General features: G+C 38.2%; 28 protein-coding genes and 1 pseudogene. 12 read left to right on the top strand and 17 right to left on the bottom strand.

The window, feature by feature from the left end:
• Window positions 1–26: 26 nt before the first annotated feature.
• On the bottom strand, window positions 27–374 hold the full coding sequence (locus J2S05_RS04705) for a YojF family protein (RefSeq protein ID WP_306980346.1): 348 nt from the start codon (window positions 372–374) through the stop codon (window positions 27–29).
• Window positions 375–542: 168 nt separating this feature from the next.
• On the opposite strand from J2S05_RS04705, the gene J2S05_RS04700 reads away from it, so the two are divergent.
• The 5 genes from J2S05_RS04700 to J2S05_RS04680 all read left to right on the top strand — a co-directional run bounded on the left by J2S05_RS04700 (window position 543) and on the right by J2S05_RS04680 (window position 3522).
• Window positions 543–1343, top strand: a complete 801-nt coding sequence (locus J2S05_RS04700; protein ID WP_306980344.1) for a YtvA family blue-light photoreceptor — start codon at window positions 543–545, stop codon at window positions 1341–1343.
• Window positions 1340–1495: a YycC family protein gene (locus tag J2S05_RS04695; protein ID WP_306980342.1), complete on the top strand. Its 156-nt coding sequence runs from the start codon at window positions 1340–1342 to the stop codon at window positions 1493–1495. The genes J2S05_RS04700 and J2S05_RS04695 overlap by 4 nt, the downstream gene beginning before the upstream one ends.
• 36 nt (window positions 1496–1531) lie before the next feature.
• The gene (locus J2S05_RS04690) at window positions 1532–2314 is read left to right on the top strand and encodes a S1 family peptidase (RefSeq protein ID WP_306980340.1); all 783 of its coding nucleotides are present in this window, start codon (window positions 1532–1534) and stop codon (window positions 2312–2314) included.
• A gap of 58 nt (window positions 2315–2372) precedes the next feature.
• Window positions 2373–2501, top strand: a complete 129-nt coding sequence (locus J2S05_RS04685) for a hypothetical protein (protein ID WP_306980339.1) — start codon at window positions 2373–2375, stop codon at window positions 2499–2501.
• 139 nt (window positions 2502–2640) lie between these two features.
• A complete protein-coding gene (locus J2S05_RS04680; protein ID WP_306980338.1) occupies window positions 2641–3522 on the top strand; it encodes a metallophosphoesterase in 882 nt (293 codons plus the stop codon).
• On the opposite strand, the gene J2S05_RS04675 is transcribed toward J2S05_RS04680, so the two are convergent.
• The 3 genes from J2S05_RS04675 to J2S05_RS04665 all read right to left on the bottom strand — a co-directional run bounded on the left by J2S05_RS04675 (window position 3494) and on the right by J2S05_RS04665 (window position 6445).
• Entirely contained in the window at window positions 3494–4921 is a 1428-nt protein-coding gene (locus J2S05_RS04675) for a hypothetical protein (RefSeq protein ID WP_306980337.1), read from the bottom strand. The two genes, J2S05_RS04680 and J2S05_RS04675, sit on opposite strands and share 29 nt — an antisense overlap.
• A gap of 638 nt (window positions 4922–5559) precedes the next feature.
• Window positions 5560–5928: a PH domain-containing protein gene (locus tag J2S05_RS04670; RefSeq protein WP_306980335.1), complete on the bottom strand. Its 369-nt coding sequence runs from the start codon at window positions 5926–5928 to the stop codon at window positions 5560–5562.
• Window positions 5929–6166: 238 nt separating this feature from the next.
• Window positions 6167–6445 (bottom strand): hypothetical protein, encoded by a 279-nt coding sequence (locus J2S05_RS04665; protein ID WP_306980333.1) that lies wholly within the window; start codon window positions 6443–6445, stop codon window positions 6167–6169.
• 183 nt (window positions 6446–6628) lie between these two features.
• Here J2S05_RS04665 and J2S05_RS04660 point away from each other — a divergent pair, with 183 nt between their 5' ends.
• Window positions 6629–6943: a hypothetical protein gene (locus tag J2S05_RS04660; protein WP_306980331.1), complete on the top strand. Its 315-nt coding sequence runs from the start codon at window positions 6629–6631 to the stop codon at window positions 6941–6943.
• Entirely contained in the window at window positions 6943–7206 is a 264-nt protein-coding gene (locus J2S05_RS04655) for a YjcZ family sporulation protein (RefSeq protein ID WP_306980329.1), read from the top strand. Before J2S05_RS04660 ends, J2S05_RS04655 begins: the two co-directional genes overlap by 1 nt.
• Window positions 7207–7456: 250 nt before the next feature.
• On the opposite strand, the gene J2S05_RS04650 is transcribed toward J2S05_RS04655, so the two are convergent.
• The 6 genes from J2S05_RS04650 to J2S05_RS04625 all read right to left on the bottom strand — a co-directional run bounded on the left by J2S05_RS04650 (window position 7457) and on the right by J2S05_RS04625 (window position 12540).
• Window positions 7457–7873: a hypothetical protein gene (locus J2S05_RS04650; protein ID WP_306980327.1), complete on the bottom strand. Its 417-nt coding sequence runs from the start codon at window positions 7871–7873 to the stop codon at window positions 7457–7459.
• Between the two features lie 69 nt (window positions 7874–7942).
• On the bottom strand, window positions 7943–8152 hold the full coding sequence (locus J2S05_RS04645; protein WP_306980326.1) for a hypothetical protein: 210 nt from the start codon (window positions 8150–8152) through the stop codon (window positions 7943–7945).
• A gap of 19 nt (window positions 8153–8171) precedes the next feature.
• Complete coding sequence (locus J2S05_RS04640; protein WP_306980324.1) at window positions 8172–8309, bottom strand: hypothetical protein; 138 nt, start codon at window positions 8307–8309, stop codon at window positions 8172–8174.
• 222 nt (window positions 8310–8531) lie between these two features.
• On the bottom strand, window positions 8532–8696 hold the full coding sequence (locus J2S05_RS04635) for a hypothetical protein (RefSeq protein WP_306980323.1): 165 nt from the start codon (window positions 8694–8696) through the stop codon (window positions 8532–8534).
• Window positions 8697–9642: 946 nt separating this feature from the next.
• The gene (locus tag J2S05_RS04630) at window positions 9643–10737 is read right to left on the bottom strand and encodes a CAP domain-containing protein (RefSeq protein ID WP_306980322.1); all 1095 of its coding nucleotides are present in this window, start codon (window positions 10735–10737) and stop codon (window positions 9643–9645) included.
• Between the two features lie 609 nt (window positions 10738–11346).
• Entirely contained in the window at window positions 11347–12540 is a 1194-nt protein-coding gene (locus J2S05_RS04625; protein WP_306980320.1) for an MFS transporter, read from the bottom strand.
• A 201-nt stretch (window positions 12541–12741) separates the two neighbouring features.
• Here J2S05_RS04625 and J2S05_RS04620 point away from each other — a divergent pair, with 201 nt between their 5' ends.
• The 4 genes from J2S05_RS04620 (at window position 12742) to gltS (ending at window position 16078) form a co-directional block, all read left to right on the top strand.
• Entirely contained in the window at window positions 12742–13374 is a 633-nt protein-coding gene (locus J2S05_RS04620) for a GntR family transcriptional regulator (RefSeq protein ID WP_306980318.1), read from the top strand.
• 116 nt (window positions 13375–13490) lie between these two features.
• Complete coding sequence (locus J2S05_RS04615; protein WP_306980316.1) at window positions 13491–14153, top strand: RraA family protein; 663 nt, start codon at window positions 13491–13493, stop codon at window positions 14151–14153.
• Window positions 14146–14832, top strand: coding sequence for an RraA family protein (locus J2S05_RS04610; RefSeq protein ID WP_306980314.1), 687 nt, complete (start codon window positions 14146–14148; stop codon window positions 14830–14832). Before J2S05_RS04615 ends, J2S05_RS04610 begins: the two co-directional genes overlap by 8 nt.
• Before the next feature lie 58 nt (window positions 14833–14890).
• A complete protein-coding gene (gene gltS / locus J2S05_RS04605; RefSeq protein ID WP_306980313.1) occupies window positions 14891–16078 on the top strand; it encodes a sodium/glutamate symporter in 1188 nt (395 codons plus the stop codon).
• 17 nt (window positions 16079–16095) lie between these two features.
• On the opposite strand, the gene J2S05_RS04600 is transcribed toward gltS, so the two are convergent.
• From J2S05_RS04600 to J2S05_RS04590, 3 genes and pseudogenes are all read right to left on the bottom strand, one after another.
• The gene (locus J2S05_RS04600; protein ID WP_306980311.1) at window positions 16096–16404 is read right to left on the bottom strand and encodes a transposase; all 309 of its coding nucleotides are present in this window, start codon (window positions 16402–16404) and stop codon (window positions 16096–16098) included.
• A 62-nt stretch (window positions 16405–16466) separates the two neighbouring features.
• Window positions 16467–16979 (bottom strand): annotated as a pseudogene (locus J2S05_RS04595) (DUF2785 domain-containing protein); the annotation flags it as partial.
• A 29-nt stretch (window positions 16980–17008) separates the two neighbouring features.
• On the bottom strand, window positions 17009–17272 hold the full coding sequence (locus J2S05_RS04590; protein ID WP_306980309.1) for a hypothetical protein: 264 nt from the start codon (window positions 17270–17272) through the stop codon (window positions 17009–17011).
• A 189-nt stretch (window positions 17273–17461) separates the two neighbouring features.
• Between J2S05_RS04590 and J2S05_RS04585 the strand changes: the two genes are divergently transcribed.
• Window positions 17462–17938 carry a hypothetical protein gene (locus J2S05_RS04585; RefSeq protein WP_306980307.1) on the top strand — a complete coding sequence of 159 codons (477 nt, stop codon included), beginning with the start codon at window positions 17462–17464 and terminating at the stop codon, window positions 17936–17938.
• Window positions 17939–18020: 82 nt separating this feature from the next.
• Here J2S05_RS04585 and J2S05_RS04580 read toward each other — a convergent pair whose 3' ends face one another.
• From J2S05_RS04580 to J2S05_RS04565, 4 genes are all read right to left on the bottom strand, one after another.
• Window positions 18021–18752, bottom strand: a complete 732-nt coding sequence (locus tag J2S05_RS04580; protein WP_306980306.1) for a protein-glutamine gamma-glutamyltransferase — start codon at window positions 18750–18752, stop codon at window positions 18021–18023.
• Window positions 18753–18837: 85 nt separating this feature from the next.
• The gene (locus J2S05_RS04575; RefSeq protein ID WP_306980304.1) at window positions 18838–19875 is read right to left on the bottom strand and encodes a lysylphosphatidylglycerol synthase transmembrane domain-containing protein; all 1038 of its coding nucleotides are present in this window, start codon (window positions 19873–19875) and stop codon (window positions 18838–18840) included.
• Entirely contained in the window at window positions 19872–20906 is a 1035-nt protein-coding gene (locus tag J2S05_RS04570) for a glycosyltransferase family 4 protein (protein WP_306980302.1), read from the bottom strand. The genes J2S05_RS04575 and J2S05_RS04570 overlap by 4 nt, the downstream gene beginning before the upstream one ends.
• A 34-nt stretch (window positions 20907–20940) precedes the next feature.
• On the bottom strand, window positions 20941–22131 hold the full coding sequence (locus tag J2S05_RS04565; protein ID WP_306980300.1) for a glycosyltransferase family 4 protein: 1191 nt from the start codon (window positions 22129–22131) through the stop codon (window positions 20941–20943).
• Between the last annotated feature and the right edge of the window lie 47 nt (window positions 22132–22178).

The following is a 22178-nucleotide window of genomic DNA, read 5'->3' as shown; positions in this document are numbered from 1 at the left end:
GAACCGCTCCTATCTTTCTAAATATATTATTCAAATGGTGTTTGACTAATTTGAAGGGCTACTGCAAGTTTTCCTTCAGCTCCATGCCCAGCAAATAAAAGACGACCTTCTTGATCAGCTTCAACATGTGTAAGTCCTTCAGCATAAACCCAACCGATATCAATTTTTAGTCCTACTCGATACGGACCTTCACCGAGGATTTTACCATGTTCAATGTGAACTTTCGCATTTCTAATATAAGCACTTGCTGAAAAGAAGTCAGCATTGTTGTGAGTCGCATACGCTCCATTTGTTGTTTCTAGATGTATATATACCGTTGTATTCGCGTATTTGTTTATTTGTTGTTGCGCTTCTTCGGTGATTATAGGTTTCATATGACTGTACCCTCCAGGCTTTAATAAGTAAATAAATTGACCGTCTTTATGAAAAAAGTTACGATTAGTGTATCTTATTATATTTCAAAGACATGCTACAGGCAATGAACGAGACTTTTAATCTTTAGAAATAGATACGTTTGTCCATGAAAATTGGAGGGTTAATCATTGAAAGCGATTATTGAACAAGCAGAATTATTAGTAGAAATCCTTGATTATACTAGAGTGGGCATTCTTGTTACGGACCCTGATCTACCCGATAACGAGATCATCTATGTAAGTAAAGGCTTCACGTCAATGACGGGTTATACGGTTGAAGAAACGTTACAAACCAATTGTCGATTTTTACAAGGCGAAGACACAGATCCTGAATCGGTGCAATTACTTCGTGAGGCCATTCAAAAACGAGAATCCATTACCATTGAAATTCTAAACTATAAGAAAAACGGGAAGCCATTCTGGAATGAGTTAACAATAGACCCGGTCTATCTTGAAAAAGAAGATAAACATTATTTTGTTGGCATTCAAAAAGATATAACGGATCAAAAATTAACAGAGAATGAGTACAAACATTCTCTTGAGCAAATCAGGTCTATCTCAACACCGATTGTGCCTTTATTGGATGGTCTTGCTGTCTTACCACTTATTGGACAAGTGGATGGAGAACGATTTACGGAAATGTTTAGCCAGATTACGTCTGAGACAGTGAAGCTCAAGACCGAAACATTGGTACTTGATCTTTCAGGACTAGAAACGTTTGATGATGAAGTAGTTGATGGAATCTATAGACTACGTGATGTATTAACGCTTATTGGGACAGAGCTCATTGTATGTGGAATGAGACCAGATCTTGCAATGAAGTCCATTCAGTTAGATAGAGAAGGATTACATGCCATTAAAACGGCGAGCTCCGTAAAGAAAATTCTAAGCGAGCTTTATTTACTAGATAAAGGAGAGAATGAATCATGAGACCCCTACAATTATCACCAGAAACTGCACAAAAATTAGCTGAACATTTAAACGTGCCAATTGAACATTTAGTTCATATGCCTCAACATATCTTACTAGCTGAATTAACGAACCTTGCAAAAAAAGAAGATCAAAGTGAGAAAGAGGCCTGAATTCACTCAGGTCTTTTTTAGCAAGAGGTGAGTGTAATGCACGATCAGGATTGGGATGACCGCCGCAAAGAAGAGATCATGGAAGGCGAACCAGAGGCCGAGGATTTTTTGCCTGAGCCAAATGAAAAACAAAAAAAACCTAAATGGTGGGTAAAGATTGGTGCACTTGTGATTTCTCTGATTTTAATCGGAAATGCTGGTGCTTTTCTTTTCCAACATTTTGGTCAAGATGGGCGTGACCTACTCAGTCAATCTGAAGAACTCTCTGGCAACCCTGAGATTGAACTATACAAAGAAAGTGTCGTGACGGTTCAACGAGATCAATCAAGAGGCACAGGGTTCTTTTATGAGGAAGATGGACGGATTCTCACTAATCATCACGTAGCCGATGGAGATGGACCTCTTATTATTACTACAGCAGAGGGAGTTAAGTATCAAGGAGAAGTAATTAATGAAGACGAGGAAGCGGACCTGGCACAAATACAGATTGAGTCAGATGGAGATCACCCGGCATTAACCTTAAGCCAAGATGAGACAGATGGCGGTGACGAGCCAGTTTATATCGTAGGCAATCCAATGACCCATAATCAAATTGCCATCAGCGGACGGATTATTGAAAGTCAGCGGCAATACGATGCCGTTCGCATTGATGCAAGTATTTTCCAAGGTCATAGTGGCAGTCCCGTTATCTCTGAGTCAGGTGAAGTCATTGGCGTTGTCTATGCGAAAACCGTTCCAGGGTTCAGGAGTGAGGAAGAATCTGTAGGTCTTGCGATTCCAATTAATCTTGTCCACGACTTTTTAGCTGAAAAAAATTAATGCTTAACTTTTCCCCTATATGGGTATAGTACCTTATAGAGAGAAAGGAAGTGTTTGCATGAGTGAAAAGAACAAAGATCAAAACAAATCAGGTGAAGAAGAAACGAAGGATCTGTTCGATAAAAGTTTAGAAGATGGAACGATCGAACAAGACAAAGATAAAGATAAAGAAAAAAAAGATAAGTAAAAAAATCGCCTCCTGTTCTGCTTATGCAGAATGGGAGGTTTTTGGTTTGAACAAAGCAGCCATCCCCATGCATTGCTCTCTCTGCGAAGATCGACTATACTAACTGAAGCCATTCTTGTTAAGAAAGGGACGTATAGGTATGATCACGACACTGTATCGCTATCGCGGCAGAATCATCACAATATTTTTTATCGTCGTATTATTAGTAGGTTGGTTTTTGTATGATCAAAATAATACGATCGAAACGACTGAACTAGTAATTGAAGCTGAGACACTCCCGGATGAATTGGAAGGGTACCGTATCGTTCAGTTATCGGATCTACATAACAAACAATTTGGACGCGATCAACAACCGTTAGTAGGTAAAGTGAAAGATGCACAGCCTGACGTCATCGTTTTTACAGGAGATATCATTGACAGTAGAAGGTATCAGGCAGCACCAGCTATCGAGCTTATTGAAAAGCTAACAGACGTTGCGACAGTATATTATGTGACAGGCAACCATGAGTGGCATTCAGGAAACTATGATGAACTGGAACCACAACTTGTGGAAGCAGGAGCGATTGTTATAAATGATGCAGCTGTTTCGCTTGAGTCTAGTGGAGCATCTATTAATCTATTAGGGATAGCAGATCCTGATTTTTCTCCAGGAATGGCTGAAGACAAAGCTATCGAAGCTTCCATTGAGGCTGCCTTTGAGGACACCTCTGAAGAACAGGTTTTTACCATTCTATTGTCTCACCGTCCTGAATGGTTTTCAGTGTATACAGAGTGGCCAATTGACTTAGTATTTACGGGTCATGCACATGGAGGCCAAGTCCGACTACCTTTTATAGGTGGGCTGGTAGCTCCTGGCCAAGGTTTTTTTCCTGATTATACATCGGGTTCCTATCATTATAATGAAACAACCATGATTGTGAACCGAGGACTCGGTAACAGCGTTATTCCGCAGCGACTATTTAACCGCCCAGAGATGACGGTTGTTACATTATCTAAAACAACAGAATCGCCACAATCGTAGAAAGAATTAACCCTGTAATAACCGGTATAAAACATTGTCGAACAAGCTCAATAACAGATACCTTGGCAAAACCAGCAACAGCTACGATGGATGACCAGGCGATTAATGTACCGCCACCAACCCAAACTGCTCCCATCTGCCCAATCGCCGCAAGTGTGGCAGCATCTACACCAACGGTTGGTGCCAAGGCTCCTGATAGTGCACCAACCAAAGGCAGTCCAGAGAAGCCTGACCCATCGAGTCCAGTGACCATGCCTACAATGAGAAGCCCAAACCCTGCAAAGAATGGATTCTCCGGAATATAATGCTGACCGGCTTCCACCAACTCAAATAAAAACGAAGGCGCCTGCACTCCTTGATCTAAAGCAAAAATTTTCGCAGAGATTTCGCCGCTTCCTAAGAAGAAAAAGCCGGCAATTGGAATAACCGGACCCATGGCCCGAAAAGCAAACGTGAACCCTTCCACTAGATGATCACTGACCTGATTCAACGATTGTCTCCAGTTAAACACAACACTTGCTGTTATCATTAATAATACAGCTACGCCACCAATCAAAGCCGCACCAGCACCGCACTCAAGAGATGCTCCTTCAGTAAGTGTCGCATACACCATATAAGCAACAATCGCTAAAAAAGCTAGAGGGACAACAATTGCAAAGACAAGACTCGACGTCGCTTCTTTTTCAGACTGAAGCCGAGACGCCCGAACTTTCTCTGTACTATTGATTTTGGCCCAAGTATGCCAATGTCGGATTGAGGGCTTCCGAATAGTTTTTCGCAAGCGAACGTAAGCCAGAAGCAAAGCCGTTATACCTGTAATAAGCGAAAGCACTAATGCTTTATCAGCCACAGAAGACACCTCAACTCCAGCTGCTGTTGCACTAAGCATCGGAGCAATCTTAATCATGTAATCCGATGACAACGCCATCCCCTGGCCAGCAATCGCAATCGCTACACCCGTCGCCATTGGTGGCAGACCCGCCTTAATCGCAACAGGAATCAAAATCGCTCCAACTAGGGGAACAGCAGGCGTCGGCCAAAAAAACAACGAAATCCCATACGTAATCAAAGCCAACACCCAAAACGACGAATGCCCCGTCTTCATTACATACCCAAACGGACGCACCATCCGCTCATCTGCCTGTAATGCCTGTAACGAATGCAAAAGCGCCGTCATGACCGTAATGATTAAGAAGATATTAAACAACTCCGCAGCCGCCACCAGACTCGCACTAAAAATCGTCTGAAGCCCCTCCGCAAACGAACCCATATACATCCAACCAACCACAAATGTCATCAATAAAGATGGAACCAACACATTCTGCCGAACCAACATCGTCAAAATAATCAAAACCGTCCCAGCCAAATACACCCAATGCGCCAGCGTCAGCTCAACCAAACTAACCCTCTCCCTCATGAACTTAGTACAATAGCCTATGTTGGTTAGGGGGAGGGGGTGACAAGGGTGATGGGTTAGGGTACATGATTGATGTAATCACCTTTTTTTTAAAAGCTTTTCGGGCTTCTTCGTTTTCATTTTGTCTGCAGGGCGCTTTATCAAGTTTGATGGGATAGTTACTGAAAAACCAACCCAAAGGAGAAGAGAGTTTGCGAGAAGAATGTATGCCTCAAAAGTATATCGCATCGTACGGTTATTGATTGTAAGAAGTGAGAAGGTCGAGGCTTCTATTAACTCTTAAAGGAGGGGACCTTAAATTCGGCTACATAGTAATGAATGGTTGGACTAGTGAAGATAACCCTCAGAAGGTAGGCATCTATGTGAGAGAAGAAAGTAAAGGGCATCTCACGACAGATGATAAAGGGAAGTCTTAACTTAATAGCAAGGAGAGCAACAACAAGTTAGAGAAGGTCGGACATTATCTAGACGGAAAGTATTAACGGCCAAAGAGGGAGTGGAAACATTCTCTTATTTTATCTCTGCAAACAGAACGTACGTCCTAAACAATGTACGTAAATTTGCTCATACCTCACTCTCCAATCTTGTCGGGTGAACGATAAAAAAGGAGCCGAAGCCCCTTACTGATTATGTACTTCTGAACCTGTTATAGGTGAGAAGAGAGCATGGCCTTCATCAGGAAAGAAATTATATTTATCTTCATCGAAGTTAAAAGAAACATCATAATAAAGCATTTTAGGCTTAACTCTTATGTTTTGGATTTTATCTCGCTCGAATATTTGATGTTCTTTACCTTTTCCATCAAACGTTACAACGATTAAGCGGTTTTCGGTGATGGCGAATAACCTGTTTCTTTTAGATGATTGGGTTCCGATTGTAATTATATTCTCATCTGAATCTAATAGACTTTGAAGTATTTCTAAGTGCTTACTATATACGATTAAATACACTTTACCGAGAGGAGCCACTTGCTCTTTAAACGTGCTCATACTGGTCACATCCTTATAGGTGTTTTATTCCAGTATACTACAAAATTTTCTTTTTTGGGGAAATGAAAATGAGCTGATCCACATCTGTGTCGCGCCCTTCCTTCCATTTATATCTTGTAATGTTATTGAAGAGAGTGACAAACAGGTAGAGATAGAAGATACTAAAGTGATGAAAGTAAGAGAGCAGGCAATTCTGCTGCTAGAAGAAATCAATGAATAAAAAAAGAAGCGGATACTATTATCCGTTTCTTTTTTTTGTTGTAAACGTATAAATTGTTAAGCCTAGAGCGATTAACACGAGAATATAAACGGGTGTCATCCAAATGTGATAGATCGATTCAGGTATAGTAGGTTCCACAAAACCCGAATCGATGCTAATTGAGTTCAATGTTAGACTTACTGGATTATCAGCTCTAACAGACATATCAGACAAATATAACGTATCTTTTGTTACTCTAGAAATCACATAGATCAAACTTATTAAAAGTAGACAAATGGCAAAGTAGAGTTTTTTCATTATTATGTCCTTCTTATTGAATTTTAGGAGAAATGTATTTCTATTACATTATAACTCATTTAAAAAGGTCATTGTCTATTAATTAAGAAATGTGTTTTTACATCAGAAAATTCCCCCATGCATAAACAATCTTATCTCATAGTATGTAGAGTAACAAAAAATTAAAAAAAAGGAGCGATTATTATGAATTGGGATAATTTCATGCATGGAAAAAGTGGGGAGAACAATTGTAAAAATGACAAGGAGGATCACAAAAAGGAATGCAAATGTGAACATCACGAAGATAAGCGTAGACATGAAGAAAAGGGTATCGAATCCATTCTGGAAAAACTTCTACCAGGTTATTTTATCGACTATCTATCTTTAAAAAATGGAACTGTATATGAGGACATTTGGTTTTCGAGTTATGACAAAAAAAGTGGTCTAGTTTATTTCACTCAAGATGAGGGATTTACGTTAATTCTTGAAGCTAAAAGAATTGAAGGGTTACAGTTATAATGAGTATGATTAGGAAGTACGAAAAGCGAGCAAAGAAAGATCCTAGATTTCAGAAAAAATTAGATGAATTAAGTTCAACTGTTGAAACGTTTGAAAAAAGTTTAGAAGAAACACCAGAAGTCGAAGTACCAGAAGTTGAAGTACCTGTCGAGGAGACTCCTCCAGTGATTGGTGCCGTAAATAATTACTCATTAATTATTGTTTTGTTTATTCTACTAATCATCCTAGGTGCAGGCTACGCATACTGCAAATATCATGCATAGCAAGTTGTTTGTTAACAGTCGCTTAAATTAAGTGACTGTTTTCTTTTGTTTCTATTATAAATAGCAGTGATTAAGCAAATAACAACTATGTCATTTAGACTGTAAAAATGAGGTGAATTGGTGATGCTTAAATTCAATATATGCGAGTCTTATTCATGTGTGATTACAATAAATAATAATTAGAAAAACCATCTTGTATTTAAAAGGTGGTCATCTTATATTGTATTGTTACATTAGATAAGAATACGTATTAATCTGGAGCAAACTTTAAAAGCTTCTTCGCTTCATTACTAGAAATAACGTTGTGTGTATAGTCTAAAACAGTGTATGAACTAAAGTCATTTCCAGGAATACGAATGGTCATCTTTATCAATGTGTATGGAGGATTATGTGGACCTTCAAAGCCTATAACTCGTAAGGAAATATCATACATATCATTGGTATCATCTCGAATGACCTTCTCAATTCTTGGACCATAATACTGTTGCTTGTCTCCGTGGGAAGACATCACGTCAAGAATGACACTTGTACCAAGGGATCGGAGGAATGCTCGCTCTACCAAAGAGGGATGCGTGGTTTGGTTTATTATTTGCGTCTCCGCTTGAGCTACAGAATATGGTGTGAGAATTAGCAGTAATAATAAGAGAGAACACTGAACTATTTTCAAATGAGGAACACCCTTTTTTCTTTATTGTTCCTCTGTCTGAGAAATTAACACAAAGTACTTTCTCGTTACCTAACCTGATTTAGTCTGTTTTCTTTTTTTGGTTTCTAATAAACCAGAAGCAAAATAACAAACAGCTAAGCCAATTGAAGAAACATAGTAAAGTGGATTATTATAAACAAATATTTTTATGAATGCGAGCAAGACAAAAAAACCACATGTAATGAAATAGAATGTACGCAATGAACCCACCCCTGTCACTAGATATTCTAATTTACTCACACAAAAAACCCTTCCTATATTATTTAGCAGGAAGGGATTTCTTTTTAATGACCTTTAGACATGCGAAGATGACCAAAGCGGTAAGGGATAAAGCTGAGAAATCATACATAAAATCAGTCATACTAAATTCGTGCAATACTACATTAACGTTTCCCATTCAGTAAGCACCTCTTTTTAAGTTCGTTGCATACCTCATAAACTCTTCTCATTTAACATTACTAAAAAAAGAGGAAAAATTAAAGCGAAAAGGATATATTTTGCTGGAATTTTAATTGTATACTGTTTGAATGGGGTTAACCATGGAAAAATCGAGGTAGAGTAATCATTTTACCCATCTTGAAAAAATTCTAAGGGTAGACTTAAAAGATAATAAGAAACATTATATTTTAGGCAATCGTTTATTAACTATAAAAAAGCCAATCCCACTTAATATAGCTGTAATAGCGCCTACGGCAGTAGCAATACCAATATCTCCGAACATGAGTGTTGATAATAAGAGACCAACTGTCCCGAATACAAGTAAAAGAATAGAAATAATTAACATAATACATCTCCTTCTAAGTAGATAAGTCATTCTAATACTTTAGCACTAGGCACTTTAAACCTGCAAGAGTAAATGTTTAGGAGGCAAAGACTATGAATATATTTCATTTGTACAGATCAGATGAAAACAAAAAGAAGATGAAGAAGGCATGTGAGACAGGTTTGACTCCTGAGTCGAACTTTAATTTTTAGGGTCACATTAGAACAATATGAACGATATCGCTCGGATTCGCTATTGTTAGGTGTTCTAAATGTTCTTAATTATGTATAGTAAATTCGAATGCTTACTACCAAACAAGCGGACGAGAATGGAGGGCCGACACCTGGCGGGTTTCAGGGAAGCCGCTATAAATAATCAATATTTAGTTAGGAGATATTCTATAAAAATAAAACAGTCTTCTATTTCCTTTGTTTTGGAAAGGGAAGGCTGTTGTTATATTCTTAGCAATACTGATGAAGAGTCCAGAGTAATAGGATATAGACAGACCCAAATGACGATTCTTGCTAAAAAGAAAGTTCATTTGGTTGATCAGAAAAGTAGCGGAAGGATAAACTGAAGACTCCTACGGAACAGAACGAGTCTGAAGACATTGAAGGGGTGCTCTTCCACTTCAAGGGCTGAGGCCGTTCCCGTGGAAAGCGAAGGTTTATCCTGGAGCGGCGAACATGAGCTTATTTGTCGACTCGGTTTCAGGCTTATTGAAATGAAATGACCTGCCTTGTTAGTTCGATGCCTGTCCGCGGTAAGCGTGCACCCATTTTCGGGAGCGAAGGCGAGGACCCTCGTTCGGATAACATCTGAACCCTTTTTTATTAGCACTGGATTGATTCATTTTATTTATGTAAAAGAGCCGATCAATGATGTGTCAGATGACGTCATTGATCGGCTCTTATGGTGATTAAAACACTTCGGTCTCAACCTCATTTTGACTTTAACAATAACCTCATCAGGAATTACTAAAAAATTTCTCTGTATAAAAAGGCTGTGACTGGTCGTTAAAAGCTACACCTACGCCAAGATGTAAAAAGGCTCCTTGAAGAATATTTTCTCTGTGGCCTAAGGAGTTCATTAACCCTTCATGAGCATAAATACTGCTGAACTGCCCATAGGCTAAATTTTCTCCTGCCGTAGTAAAACGAATATCGTCTTGCTGCATCCGATCAAACGGGGATTGACCTTCCAAATTTGTATGGCCAAAATAACCGTTATCCGCCATGTCTACACTATGATCTCTTGCAGTTTCTCTTACATCCTCATCCCATGTGAGAACCGATAAATCATGATTGACTCGAGAGGCATTCGTTAAATCAAATAATTGATATTCGAACCCTTCTTTTAGTTCCTCGCTTGGCTCAGTATATAAATCATTTTTGCCTTGCTCAAGATCATAGTCTATCACTTGAATCGCTGTCACCGTCGTGTCTTGATGCTCATCATAGAAGATGGTCACATAACTATTATCGATTTGAAATAAATCATATTCCTCATCCTGATTCATTTCATACTGGAATCTACCTTTTCTCATGGAGGTTTCGGGTTCTCCGAGTTGTTCACGTACAAAGTGTTGATCACTACCATAGGCTATTTCATTTGTTGATGAAATAAGATTTTGGTTAGTATAAAGACCTCTAACTCTATCTTCTTGATCGTATGCCACCATGACAAAGTCATGATAGTCCTCATGATACGTCACCCAATCCAATCCATATTCATTTTCAGAAGATCTATTAGGTTCACCTAATTCATCTTCCACATCCGATCTCGTATCTCCTAATTCAGTATTAAGAATGGAAAATAACTGATCCTCAGGCTCTGTTAGTTCTGGAAGCTCTCTGTTTGGAGGCTGCTCACCTATTTGAATAGAACGATTCTGCACGTCTGAAAAAAGTGAATCAATATAGCTTGTGAGTGAATCAAGCGAGAGGTTTATTTCACTTGTATCAGGCAAGGATGGAAGAGCTTCTTTTGCTGAATCCAACCATAGAGATCTTGAACCATAAGCAATCAATCCAATGACAACCAAAAATAAAAGTCGTTTCATTCGCCACATCCTTATAAATAGAATCTTTCTCTATTAATAGATTGTATTTCCTAAAAAGAAACACAGAACGTTTTATCGTATAAGTGTTAACGTAGTCCTAAGTTTAACGTGGATCAAACTTGATGTTAAGTTAAAAACATTGCGAGAACTTTGTAAAATCTACGCATAAATAAGTGTTGGATTATTTGTAATCTAATATGCTAGTATACACATTTATAGTCAATGATTTGAGAAGTATACGTGGCAACCAACGCTTTATAAAATAATTTAAGAACGACGATGCCAAAAGGAGTGGAACAAAAAAAGAGCGAATAGGCAGTCACCTATTTGCTCTTTGTATTATTATTAGGTTCTACAGACCAAGAATAACCGCGACGAGAGTGCTGGTTAAGTTTCTTTGTTAGCAATTCTGCATCAACGAATTCTGAAAAGGATTTATCCAAATGACTGTTTGAGGCCTTTAAAGTTTTCGTTTCACCGTTTTGTGTACGTATAATTCTGTACAAACGGATCAACTCCTCTTACAGCTTTGAGTAGCTGTCCCCTTATTGTCGCACAAATCCTCATCAAATGATATGGATTTACCAAATAAAGCGCTTTAAAGCTGATTCAATCTGATGCCGCAGCTTCTCTTGATTGTTGCTTATGTCCAAATAAACAGGCAACAATACAAAGCAGTGCCAGTAACAACCAATAAAATTTACTTTGATTTTGTTCTGAGAGTAAATCATACAAACTCCCACCAAAAAGGTTTCCAAAGGCTCCACCAATGGCCATAGCAAGATTTGAAAATCCAAGATAAATGCCAAGTGTAGCTGAAGTTGCGTGGCCAACAATATACGAATGGAAGGTTGGCTGAATGAGCATAACTGCAAATGCAATGCCAACTAAAGAGAGTACAAGAGTTATAGGATGTTCAAAAAGAAATAATGGTAAAAATGTGATCGATAGAATAAAGTAACCCCGCGTTACTAAAAATGAAGTAGAGAGTTGTTTCGTGTGTTTTGTTATAGACATTTGTCCTACAATGACAAGGATTGTGATTAACGTAAACATCCACCCTGAGCTACCAGTTAGTTCTGTGGCGATAATCGGATACGTGAGAAATAACTGCTGGTGGATAAAGTGAAAGGGAATCATAAGCCCAATAATAAACAGTAGTGAATGATTTGAAGTAATTTGCTTAATTCCAGAACGAAACGATACGTTTTGATCAGCCATTTTTTGTTTAATAGGTAAGAGAAGTAAGATGATACCGATCAATGCAAACATAAGCCCAGAAATTAAACTAAGCATGGGGAATTGCTGTACTGAAAATAACAGGCCTACTAGTGGTCCAAGAATCGTACCAGCGTTTCCTGTCATATTAATATAAGAAAAAAGGTCTCTGTGGTATTTTTTAGGTTGATTATAAATTAGTAATGATTTAAGAGCTGGACTAAATAAGGCGCCGCCAAGCCCACCAATAAGCCCCATGATGAGTAAAAATCCATAAGATTCAACCAGTCCGATACCTGCAAAGCCAATACCTCTACATAAAAACCCAATAAACATCATTCGTTTGTATCCGAATTTATCACCGAAATACCCGCCAAACATCATAAAGCCCTGTTGGCCAACTAACCGTAATGCCAGTAAAGCACCTGCAAATGTGAGCGAATAGCCCAATTCTCCTGTCACATACAAAGAGATAAACGGCACAAACAGAAAGAAACTAAATGTTAGGAAGAACTCAGTAACAATTAAAAGGGTCGCACGCCAACCGTATTTATTCAAAGATTTTAAAGAGGGGAGCTTGAACATAAAGGTCACTTCTTTCTATAAGAAAAAAAGGGGTGTTGAAACCATTCTCTTATGAGCATATCAACTGTATACAAAAACAACAATACAACGTGGTGTGAAAGGAAATAAGAAAGATCACATGTTGACGCTGACATAGCATATGGTAAAATTTAATAATCGACAGTCTGTCGACATAGATATTGGTGTGAATAGAGGGGTTATATGAGTCGAAAAAAGCAAGTATACGAGCATTTATTAGAACTTATCCTATCAAATAAATTAACGTCTGGTTCACCACTCATCGAAATGGACATTTCTAAAGAGCTACAAACGAGCAGAACACCTGTACGAGAAGCACTCAAAGAACTTGAGTCGGATGGATTAGTCTACCATTATCCATCAAAAGGGGCTTTTGTCACAAATATATCTGCATCAGATGTAGAAGAAATATTTAGTCTAAGAATCATGTTAGAAGTATTTGCCTTGCAGCAGGCAATCGAAAAAATTGATCCTCAAGAATTAGACAGATTAGAAGACATGTTTACTTCTCTAGATGAGGATAGTTCAAAAGAAGATCTTCATGAAGCGGATACTAGTCTGCATCAGCTAATTATGGATCGAGCAGGAAATCGAAGGTTAAAGCAGTTTTTGATGATGTTGAGTGTACAAATTGAACGATTTAGAAGAGTGGCTGCTTTTGACACAAATCGGTTATCTTTTTCAAAGAAAGAGCACCTTGAAATTATTTCTTTTATTAAGAAGAAGGACGTTACATCTGCTGAAGAAAGCTTAATAAAACACTTAGAGAACGTGAAGAAAAGTACGTTAGAAGCATCAAAGCGAATAAATATTTAAAAAGATAAAATGTCATCAAGCTAAATTTTTAGATATTATTGTCGACAATATGAATACAATGAGTGTACAATAGATGATGTAAGGGTTATCAAATGTTTCAGAAAGGAGAATTCGAGTTGAGTGAAACCATGCAGCTACTAAAACAGCTAGATACTTCAACGATATCGGATGCTTTGGACAAACTTGAGATTAACGGTCAATGTTTCGGTATTCAATCTAAAAATCATACACACAAGATCGTAGGAAGAGCGTTTACCGTTCAATATATAAAGCAGGAAAATGAAAGCGGTACAGTAGGTGACTATATTGATGATGTAGAGCCTGGCGAAGTCATTGTGCTTGCAAACGAAGGACGAATGGATTGTACGGTATGGGGCGACATATTAACAAGTGTCGCAAAACGAACAAACATTGCTGGAACCGTCATTGATGGGGTGAACCGTGATTCTTCTCAAAGCCTTGCGCTAGACTATCCTATATTTAGTAAAGGTGCGTATATGCGTACAGGAAAAGGAAGGGTACAGGTTCAGCAGATCAATGAACCCGTATATATCTCAGATGTAAAAGTTTGTCCAGGTGACATCATTGTAGGTGATAGTGATGGCGTTGTAGTGATTCCAGTGGAGAAAGAAGCAGAGGTAGTAGCTGCTGCACTTGAAATTAAAAAAAATGAAGATCTCATTCGTCAATCGATAGAAAAAGGCATGAGATTAGATGAAGCACGTACCCGTTACAACTATCATGAATTACAAAATAAAGGGGATTTATCTAATGACTAACGTTGGGTTTCGTATCAATCAATTAACTAATCGACCATCTAAAGAACTAATTCAATCATTTGCTGGTATTCCGGCAGCAAATATCGGAGATGGAATCAATCGTACATTCTGTATGAATTCTAGAATTCGTCCATATAATCGTGTGCCACTTTTAGGTTCCGCTTTCACTGTGAAAGCTAGAGCAGGGGATAACTTATTGTTGAATAAAGCCATTGACATGGCAGAACCTGGTGATGTCATCGTTGTTGATGGTGGTGGAGAATTAAGTAATGCACTATTAGGCGAGATGATGATTACATGGGCGAATAATCGAAACATTGCTGGATTTATCGTAGATGGTGCCATTCGTGATGCGGATGATATCGCAGAGATGACAATCCCTGTTTACGCTGCAGGTGTAAGTCCAGCAGGTCCATACAAAGATGGACCTGGCGAAATTAATGTGCCTATTTCATGTGGTGGAGTGACAATACATCCAGGGGACATCATTGTAGGTGATGGGGATGGAGTTGTTGTAATTCAATCTGAAGATGCTCCTGTTGTTCTTGAAAAAGCAAAAGCCGTTATTCAAACAGAGAAAGCCATGATGGAATCCATTCAAAATGGAACGTGGAATCGATCATGGGTTGACGAGAAGCTAAAAGAAAAAGGATGCGAGTTTGTCGAATCCAAAAAGTAACTCGTTAAGAATACGGACATTTTGATAGTTTTTTTAAGAGGAACAAGGGGGAAATCACATGGAGATTTCATTAGATATTATCCAAACAGTTGGATTAGCCGTTATTGTGTTTATAGTTGGGCGATGGATCAAAAGTAAAGTGGCCTTTTTTAGAACGTATTTCATTCCTGCGCCAGTCATTGGAGGGTTGCTATTTAGCGTATTAACCTTTTTAGGCTATCAAACGGGATTGGTCACTCTTTTGTTAGATACAACCTTACAAGATTTCTTTATGAATTTGTTTTTCACTTGTATCGGATTTTCAGTAAGTGTTGCTTTAATTAAGCGAAGCGGAAAACTAGGCGCTATACTAGCAGTCATTTCAGTCATATTCTTATTTATTCAGAACCTAGTTGGTGTAGCACTATCTGAACTATTTGGAATAAATAACTTACTTGGTGTGGCAATGGGCTCTATTTCCATGTCAGGTGGGATTGGCTCAGCCGCTGCTTTCGGACCTACTTTAGAAGCACTTGGTGCAGATAATGGAACGGCCGTTGGTATAGCTGGGGCTACATTCGGACTACTTGTTGGTTGTTTAATTGGTGGACCAGTAGCCAAACGACTAATTGATAAGAATAAGCTAAAAAGTTCACACGTAGCAAATGGTCAAGTTATACAAGAGGAAGAGAAAAAAGTAACAAACATTGTAGGAGTTAGTGTCTTAAACAGTGTGATGATTGTTTTACTTGCAGCAGCTGCTGGTTCATTAATCTCATACTTGCTGAATCTAACAGGATTAACATTCCCTTATTACGTAGGGTGTTTATTTGCTGGAGCTATCGTTCGGAATGTATTTGACAAACAGCTTACACAGGACAAGATGAACGAGATTGATGTCATCAGCAATGTTTCTGTGACATTATTCCTTTCAATGGCGCTTATGTCTCTTGAGTTCTGGAAGCTAATTGCCCTAGCAGGTCCGATGTTTGCAATCTTAGTTGCCCAGGCCCTAGTTGTGATGGTCTTTGCTTACTTTGTAACATTTAGAGCAATGGGTAAAGATTATGAGGCAGCCGTTATGGCAGCTGGACATTGTGGTGTAGGTATTGGACAAACACCAAACGCGATTGCTAATATGGAAGCGGTTATTGAGAAACACGGACCAGCACCCAATGCATGGTTTGTCTTACCGGTTATTACAGTCGTATTCATCAACATCTTTAACCCAGTCGTCATTACGTTGTTTATAAACATCTTTAGTTAAGTTTTGAATCGGCGAGTTTAGACTTGCCGATTTTTTTGTGGTTCAACTTTAACAATCTGTTTAATGAGCTTATAGATTGAGTAAAGTATTACATAACCACCTGATACGAGAAAGTAGCCATTTAAGAAGAGAGCATGAATGTTGGTCATAAATACGGTGTTATCCGCGAGAATTTCATAAATAGCTGTCGCTGTAATGCTACTAAAGACAAGCAGACAAAGCAGCGCTACAATATCAAAAACAGAGACAAGCACCGTCCATTTCTTTTGTAGTACAAACATCATCGTTGAAAGTAAGATAGTAATGATGAACACAACAAAGAACATATAAAGACCCCCAGTGTATACAAACCTTTTCATTATATTTCCCTTAACTACTGAAAACATAACTACTTTCTAATGGATTGTATGACATGATTCATCACTTTAATAAGGTCTGTTGTACTTGGTTGTGCCGATTCCAATTGCTTTAAATTAAAATAGATGGCCGTGAGAAAATGAATAGTATTTGTTCGAGAACGGTAATACAGTAGGTTTTGGTTTGAAGTGTTTTGTTTTTTTAATTCAAGCAGAGAGCTTGGAAAGCCGGTCAACCATATGACAAAAGGAGTCACATCTTCAGAAAAGCGATTAATTAATGTAGTGACCGGGGCAGCTAATCTCTCGCATTCATCATCTATATAAACAGTTTCACTAAAAAGTGGAGATTGTAGGCTATATAATGTGGCTTGAATCGATCTAGGTTCATAATAGTGGTGAGACACTACTGCGTCCACCAAGTCCGCACAATGAGCTATGCCATGAGCCCATCCTTTTCCATCAACATATCCTCTTAGATCTCGTTCGTTTTGTAGATAATTACTCGCTGTATGTAAGAGTCGATTAAAATCTTCTTTAGATAATTCAGCATAATAGGTGACACAGGAGGCACTTAATAAAAGAGAGAAAGACCGTGAAAAATAGTATCAGAATCAACTGAGCCCAAATATTCTGTTGCCTTAATTAAGCTATTTTCGATGATCAGCTTGTAATGAGTATGTGTTAATTGATCTGTAGCGATCCACGTTGCAAGTTGAGAATAAATTAACTGATCACGTAATTCTGCATCGGTGGAACCTACATGTTGGAGCATCTTTTTAATTAATTCATCGGAGACCTTTGGTTCATGTTGTAAGGTTTGCTTTAACTCATGCATGTTATTCACTCCCACTAAGCTAAGCCGTTGATAACACATTAGAAACTTGTACTTCCTTACTATAATTGAAGAAACCACCAAGTAAACTATTTATACTTAATATGTTCACAAAATCTTGATATAGAATTTAGAGTTTCTTTAGATTCTTCCTTCACTATGACAGTAGGACAAAAGTGTTGGAGTGATTATTTGAAAAAAGGGCTGTTAGTTATAGGCATTGTTGTCTGTTGTCTAATTGGAGCAGCTGTGCTTCGATCATTAGTGGTTGAATCCAAAGAACTTAATCGAGATATGTCTTATGAACAGATTGACGAGGTGTATCTAGATAGTGAAGTAGGAGATCTAGATCCTTCAAATATTAAAGTGATACCAGAAGGAACGAAACAGTTTAAGAATTTGTTTACCTATTATGATGTTACGTTCGCTTTAAATGAAACCAATAAGATTATTTATGTCTCCACCGTGGATTCAGATAGTAAGACGAGTGAAGGAATCTCAGTTGGGGCTGACAAAAGCGATATTATTATAAAATATGGACGGAATTATTATGGGAAAACAACGGATACTGGAGAGACGTATATTAGTTACCAAGATCGGCACGCGGAAATTCGGTTTTGGTTAGATCAGGAAGAGCGTCTCTACTTGATTGAGCTTATTCGAGTATAGTAATTGTAAAAAGGACTTTTCTACAAGCCAGAGATGTGGGCTAAAGAAAAAGTCCTTATTTTTATTGGTTTATGATAGAGGGTTAGTTGCGTAAATATCGATATTCAGGATGTGTAATTCGATTCTCAAGATAAGCAGAGAGCCTTGCGCCTGGCCTTCTTTGTTCATTTAAGGATTTGATGATGTCTGCTCCAGGAGCAATACCAATGCCATGACCAAAGTACAGGTCATATTCCATGACAATCGTATTTTCTCCGCGCCATTCAGGTGTTTCTGGATTGAATTCAGGATTATTAAAATAAACACAATCACCTGGTAAGAACTCTGACCCAGAATGACTAATTAAGTGTAAATCCTCATCATAGCGCCAAGAAAATAAATATAACCCTCTAAATAATTGATTAAAAGAAGCGGCACCAATCGAATCAAGTGTCGCCTTGTAAAAAATAATGATAATAGCCACCGCACATTCAAACGAATAGAGGTTACCATTCCTAAAGATATCGTCAATACCGCGTTGTGGGGTGACGGATGACTTTAACAGAAAACCACCTTCTCTTGTTAGCGTCCATATGGCTTGATTACAAGTGGAATGATCAAAGTCTGCAAAGCCTACACCACTTTGAAGCAGGTCATAAGAAGCCTGTGTGGTATTAGCGCGAACGGTGAGTTCAAATAACAATTCATCTTGTGTATAAAAGTCATAAACCGTTTGATTTCCCGCCATACTTTTTAAGATAGGCCGTTGTTTATTTGAAACTGATAATGCATCCAATTGATTGCCTTGAATGAGCTGACCGTTAATGCGAATCATAAGCAGTCTCCTTTATAAACAGACTTCAAGCATACCTATGAAAGCAGGACATCAATTAGACCTAATTAAAAAGAAGCATCCAACGTTAGGACACTTCTGGGTGGGGATTTGTATTTTGTCTGCTTGGTTTGATTACCATAACTAACAGTCCTATTAATACACAGCTGTACGCAGTGAGAACACGCCAAAGAATCAACCCGACAAGTAGATCTGTCTGAATCACCATCGATCCAAATAAAAGCGTGAAGCTATATTCTCCAGCCCCGCTTCCTCCTGGAGTAGGGATTAAGGATGAGAACATCATAATAAAGGCGTGAAAGGACATGACGGTTAAAATGTTTAATTGGCTATATCCAAGACTTAAGAATACAAAGTATGGAACGGAGAAAAAGAATAGTAGCTGTAAAGCAGATAAAAAAGAACAACTTGCTAACAAGCTTTTATGATGAATTAACCGTCTACTTTCGGCATGGAATGCTTCCACTTTTGTCATTAGTTTTTCTTTCCAACGTATGTAGTTGTTCTTTTTGAAAAGGGATACGGGCTTGAGTAAAAAATGAATCAAGGCAAATACGGTTGGTTTACTAAAACAAACTAAAAGAAGTACCGCAATAACAGCAACATTTATAGTGAAACCAAACATCACAAAGTACTTCATATTTGGAACACTAGCAGCCAAATCACGATAACCAAAGGCAAACATGCCAATAAAAAGAATGACTAGCATCGTTTGAAATAGAATGAACTTCAGGATGAGAACAGAACTTGCTATGCCCAGATCCATCCCCCTTTTATGTAGCATATATAGTTGAGCAGGTTGTCCACCAGTAGAAGAAGGGGTGATGATATTAAATAGTTGCCCAACCATTGTAATTTTAAAGGATGAACCAAAATGAAGTCCAGTCGTTTGAGAGTTGATCATACGATGGAGCACGAGCGATTCTATCAGCCAATACATCACCATCGCTACACCACCACTCAATAACCATACATAGTGTATATTAAGTAATCCTTGTTGAAAGGATACCCAATCCACATCACGAAAAGCTATAGCGATAAATCCTCCACTGATGAGTAAGATGAACAAAATATTTAAGAGATGCGTACGTGTCGACTTCTTCATATGTGTGAAACCTGATTGGCTCCATGCAACGAGTGATAAAACGTATTCCACAAGTCAGTTAATCGCTCTTCTGAGTAATGAGAGGCTCCTCGTTGTGCGCTTTGACTGGCTGTTTGATAGTAGCTTTTATCTTCCTTCAGCCTTTTAACTTGATCCACAAATCCATCTATAGAGTTTTCTTTGACATAATAATCAAAGAGAATATCTTCATACAACTCTAGATCTCGTAACAAAATTGGACATCCGCAGCTCATCGCTTCTAGGATCGTCATCGGAAAAAGCTCATGAAAGGAAGGCAGAAACATTAGGTCAGCCATATTAAAGTATGTGTTCATCTGGTCTCGATCGACAATCCCTGTAAAACGAACGTTAGAGGGAGGATTGTCCACAATATCTTTTAATTCCTTATAGCCAGACGTAATTTTTCCGAATGAAAAGCCACCAACCCATACAAACTGCACATCTGGAAGTCGTTTTGCAACCTCAATAAAGTCCAACACGCCTTTTCGATGTTGAATTTGTCCAGCACCTATTACAGTGAAGGCATGACTATTAAGATTATGCTCATCTTTGATTTGTTTTCGGGTTAAGGAATCCATCTGATAAAAGGTTTGTCCAGAAACAAAGTTTGGGATGTAATGTATTTTTTCTGAATCAATGCCATGTGCCGTTAACTTGGAGATGAACGAAGGATTGACTACAACCAGTTGATCCATACGATTATAAAAGGAAATCAAATAACGATAAAAAAACGTTCGAAATAAACTTGGAAGCTCCAAACTATCGTCAATCGTTTCTGGTAAGAAATGAACATACCCCACTTTTATTCCTCTTTTTTTCGAGAAACTAGATAGATAAAAATGAAGATCCACAGTGTGGTAATGTGAAATATCAGCAGAGTCCCATTTGTTGACGCTCATTTGATAAGTCAGTGGGTATTGGGCAAGTAAGTTGAGTAACTCTCGATAAGCAGAAGCAACTCCTTGACCTTTTATTTTCTCTGCAGAAGAGAACATCGCTAATCGTATCATGAGACTCTCACTTTCTGACTCATTCACGTATATGTTAGGAGAACATTCGTGAAGGTTGGGGACTATATATTTGTACAGCTTCTGAATACAATTGTTCAATATGGTTAGCAAAATGAGTGGCAGATAAGTGTTCTATTTGACGCCTTGCTTGCTTTTTAATTAAAGAAATCTCACTTGTTTTTGTCATGATCTGATCAAGCAATGTAGCCAGTTGATGATCTTCTTGAAAAAGAAAGCCCGTTTTTTTATGAATAAGCATATCTTTTATACAAATATCATCCTTCGCAACGACCAAAAGATTTGATGCGATTGCTTCGATATAGGTTAATCCCTGTGTTTCGGAAGTAGAGGCACTTACAAAAATGTCAGCCATATGATAATACATATGAATATCATCCCATCTGACAGCCCCTGTAAACAGAATGTTTGAAGTAAGATTTAACTGTTTTGTTAGAGCGACGAGCTCTTTTTTTGCGGGGCCATCTCCAACCATCACCAATTTTACGTGTGGTTGTTTTTTTACTAATTCAGGCATGGCAAGAATAATCGCACGCATATTTTTTTCAATGGCAATACGACCAACGCTCAATAATACTTTATCTGATTGATTAATGCCGAGTTGACTTCTTATGGTCTGATTCACCTCAGAATAATTAAACCGACGCCTGAATCGTTCAAAATCAATGCCAGTTGGAATGGTGCGTATTTGTTCATTTATCTGATACGTTTCAAGTTGCTTTTTTACTTTTTCAGTAGGCGCAATGACGGCAAACGTTCGTTTACAAAATAAACGGGAGAATGCCCCGACCATAGAAGGGGTGATCAATTTGCCTTTAGCAATGTAGTGAAGATAATCCTTATACATCGTGTGATACGTATGAATACAAGGCAAATGATACTTCTTAGCTAAGAGTTTTCCCATAAAACCCATAGAGAATTCTGTATGTGTGTGTATCACATCAATACCAAGCTCTTCGATTAGATGAGAAGCACGATATAAACCAGCAATAGCTAATCGACGTTCAGGTACAAAAATAGCGCCTAAACTCCGAAAGCGAAAGACCTTCCCGCTTTCTTTAAGTAAATCTGCTTGACTATCTGAGGAGGTAAAGATGAACACCTCATGCCCGCGTTTCGCGAGATATTTCTCCAATATCATGATGGACGTCGCGACTCCATTAATTTGAGGATAATATGTGTCAGTGAACAGAGCAATTCTCATCATAAAAACCCCTTTAGCGGACGATCAAATGAATGACGTGTAAAAATCGT

The sequence above is a fragment of the Alkalicoccobacillus murimartini genome (genome assembly GCF_030813245.1).
GTDB lineage: Bacteria > Bacillota > Bacilli > Bacillales > Bacillaceae_D > Alkalicoccobacillus > Alkalicoccobacillus murimartini.
Note: the sequence above shows the minus strand (reverse complement) of the source record. Positions and strands in the feature narration are given on the sequence as shown.

What these genes read in the sequence shown, in the direction of transcription:
- J2S05_RS04705 (WP_306980346.1), bottom strand. Translation starts at nt 374, where the DNA reads ATGAAACCTATAATCACCGAAGAAGCGCAACAACAAATAAACAAATAC.
- J2S05_RS04695 (WP_306980342.1), top strand. Translation starts at nt 1,340, where the DNA reads ATGAGACCCCTACAATTATCACCAGAAACTGCACAAAAATTAGCTGAA.
- J2S05_RS04690 (WP_306980340.1), top strand. Translation starts at nt 1,532, where the DNA reads ATGCACGATCAGGATTGGGATGACCGCCGCAAAGAAGAGATCATGGAA.
- J2S05_RS04685 (WP_306980339.1), top strand. Translation starts at nt 2,373, where the DNA reads ATGAGTGAAAAGAACAAAGATCAAAACAAATCAGGTGAAGAAGAAACG.
- J2S05_RS04680 (WP_306980338.1), top strand. Translation starts at nt 2,641, where the DNA reads ATGATCACGACACTGTATCGCTATCGCGGCAGAATCATCACAATATTT.
- J2S05_RS04670 (WP_306980335.1), bottom strand. Translation starts at nt 5,928, where the DNA reads ATGAGCACGTTTAAAGAGCAAGTGGCTCCTCTCGGTAAAGTGTATTTA.
- J2S05_RS04665 (WP_306980333.1), bottom strand. Translation starts at nt 6,445, where the DNA reads ATGAAAAAACTCTACTTTGCCATTTGTCTACTTTTAATAAGTTTGATC.
- J2S05_RS04660 (WP_306980331.1), top strand. Translation starts at nt 6,629, where the DNA reads ATGAATTGGGATAATTTCATGCATGGAAAAAGTGGGGAGAACAATTGT.
- J2S05_RS04655 (WP_306980329.1), top strand. Translation starts at nt 6,943, where the DNA reads ATGAGTATGATTAGGAAGTACGAAAAGCGAGCAAAGAAAGATCCTAGA.
- J2S05_RS04640 (WP_306980324.1), bottom strand. Translation starts at nt 8,309, where the DNA reads ATGGGAAACGTTAATGTAGTATTGCACGAATTTAGTATGACTGATTTT.
- J2S05_RS04635 (WP_306980323.1), bottom strand. Translation starts at nt 8,696, where the DNA reads ATGTTAATTATTTCTATTCTTTTACTTGTATTCGGGACAGTTGGTCTC.
- J2S05_RS04630 (WP_306980322.1), bottom strand. Translation starts at nt 10,737, where the DNA reads ATGAAACGACTTTTATTTTTGGTTGTCATTGGATTGATTGCTTATGGT.
- J2S05_RS04625 (WP_306980320.1), bottom strand. Translation starts at nt 12,540, where the DNA reads ATGTTCAAGCTCCCCTCTTTAAAATCTTTGAATAAATACGGTTGGCGT.
- J2S05_RS04620 (WP_306980318.1), top strand. Translation starts at nt 12,742, where the DNA reads ATGAGTCGAAAAAAGCAAGTATACGAGCATTTATTAGAACTTATCCTA.
- J2S05_RS04610 (WP_306980314.1), top strand. Translation starts at nt 14,146, where the DNA reads ATGACTAACGTTGGGTTTCGTATCAATCAATTAACTAATCGACCATCT.
- gltS (WP_306980313.1), top strand. Translation starts at nt 14,891, where the DNA reads ATGGAGATTTCATTAGATATTATCCAAACAGTTGGATTAGCCGTTATT.
- J2S05_RS04600 (WP_306980311.1), bottom strand. Translation starts at nt 16,404, where the DNA reads ATGTTCTTTGTTGTGTTCATCATTACTATCTTACTTTCAACGATGATG.
- J2S05_RS04590 (WP_306980309.1), bottom strand. Translation starts at nt 17,272, where the DNA reads ATGCATGAGTTAAAGCAAACCTTACAACATGAACCAAAGGTCTCCGAT.
- J2S05_RS04580 (WP_306980306.1), bottom strand. Translation starts at nt 18,752, where the DNA reads ATGATTCGCATTAACGGTCAGCTCATTCAAGGCAATCAATTGGATGCA.
- J2S05_RS04575 (WP_306980304.1), bottom strand. Translation starts at nt 19,875, where the DNA reads ATGAAGAAGTCGACACGTACGCATCTCTTAAATATTTTGTTCATCTTA.
- J2S05_RS04570 (WP_306980302.1), bottom strand. Translation starts at nt 20,906, where the DNA reads ATGATACGATTAGCGATGTTCTCTTCTGCAGAGAAAATAAAAGGTCAA.
- J2S05_RS04565 (WP_306980300.1), bottom strand. Translation starts at nt 22,131, where the DNA reads ATGATGAGAATTGCTCTGTTCACTGACACATATTATCCTCAAATTAAT.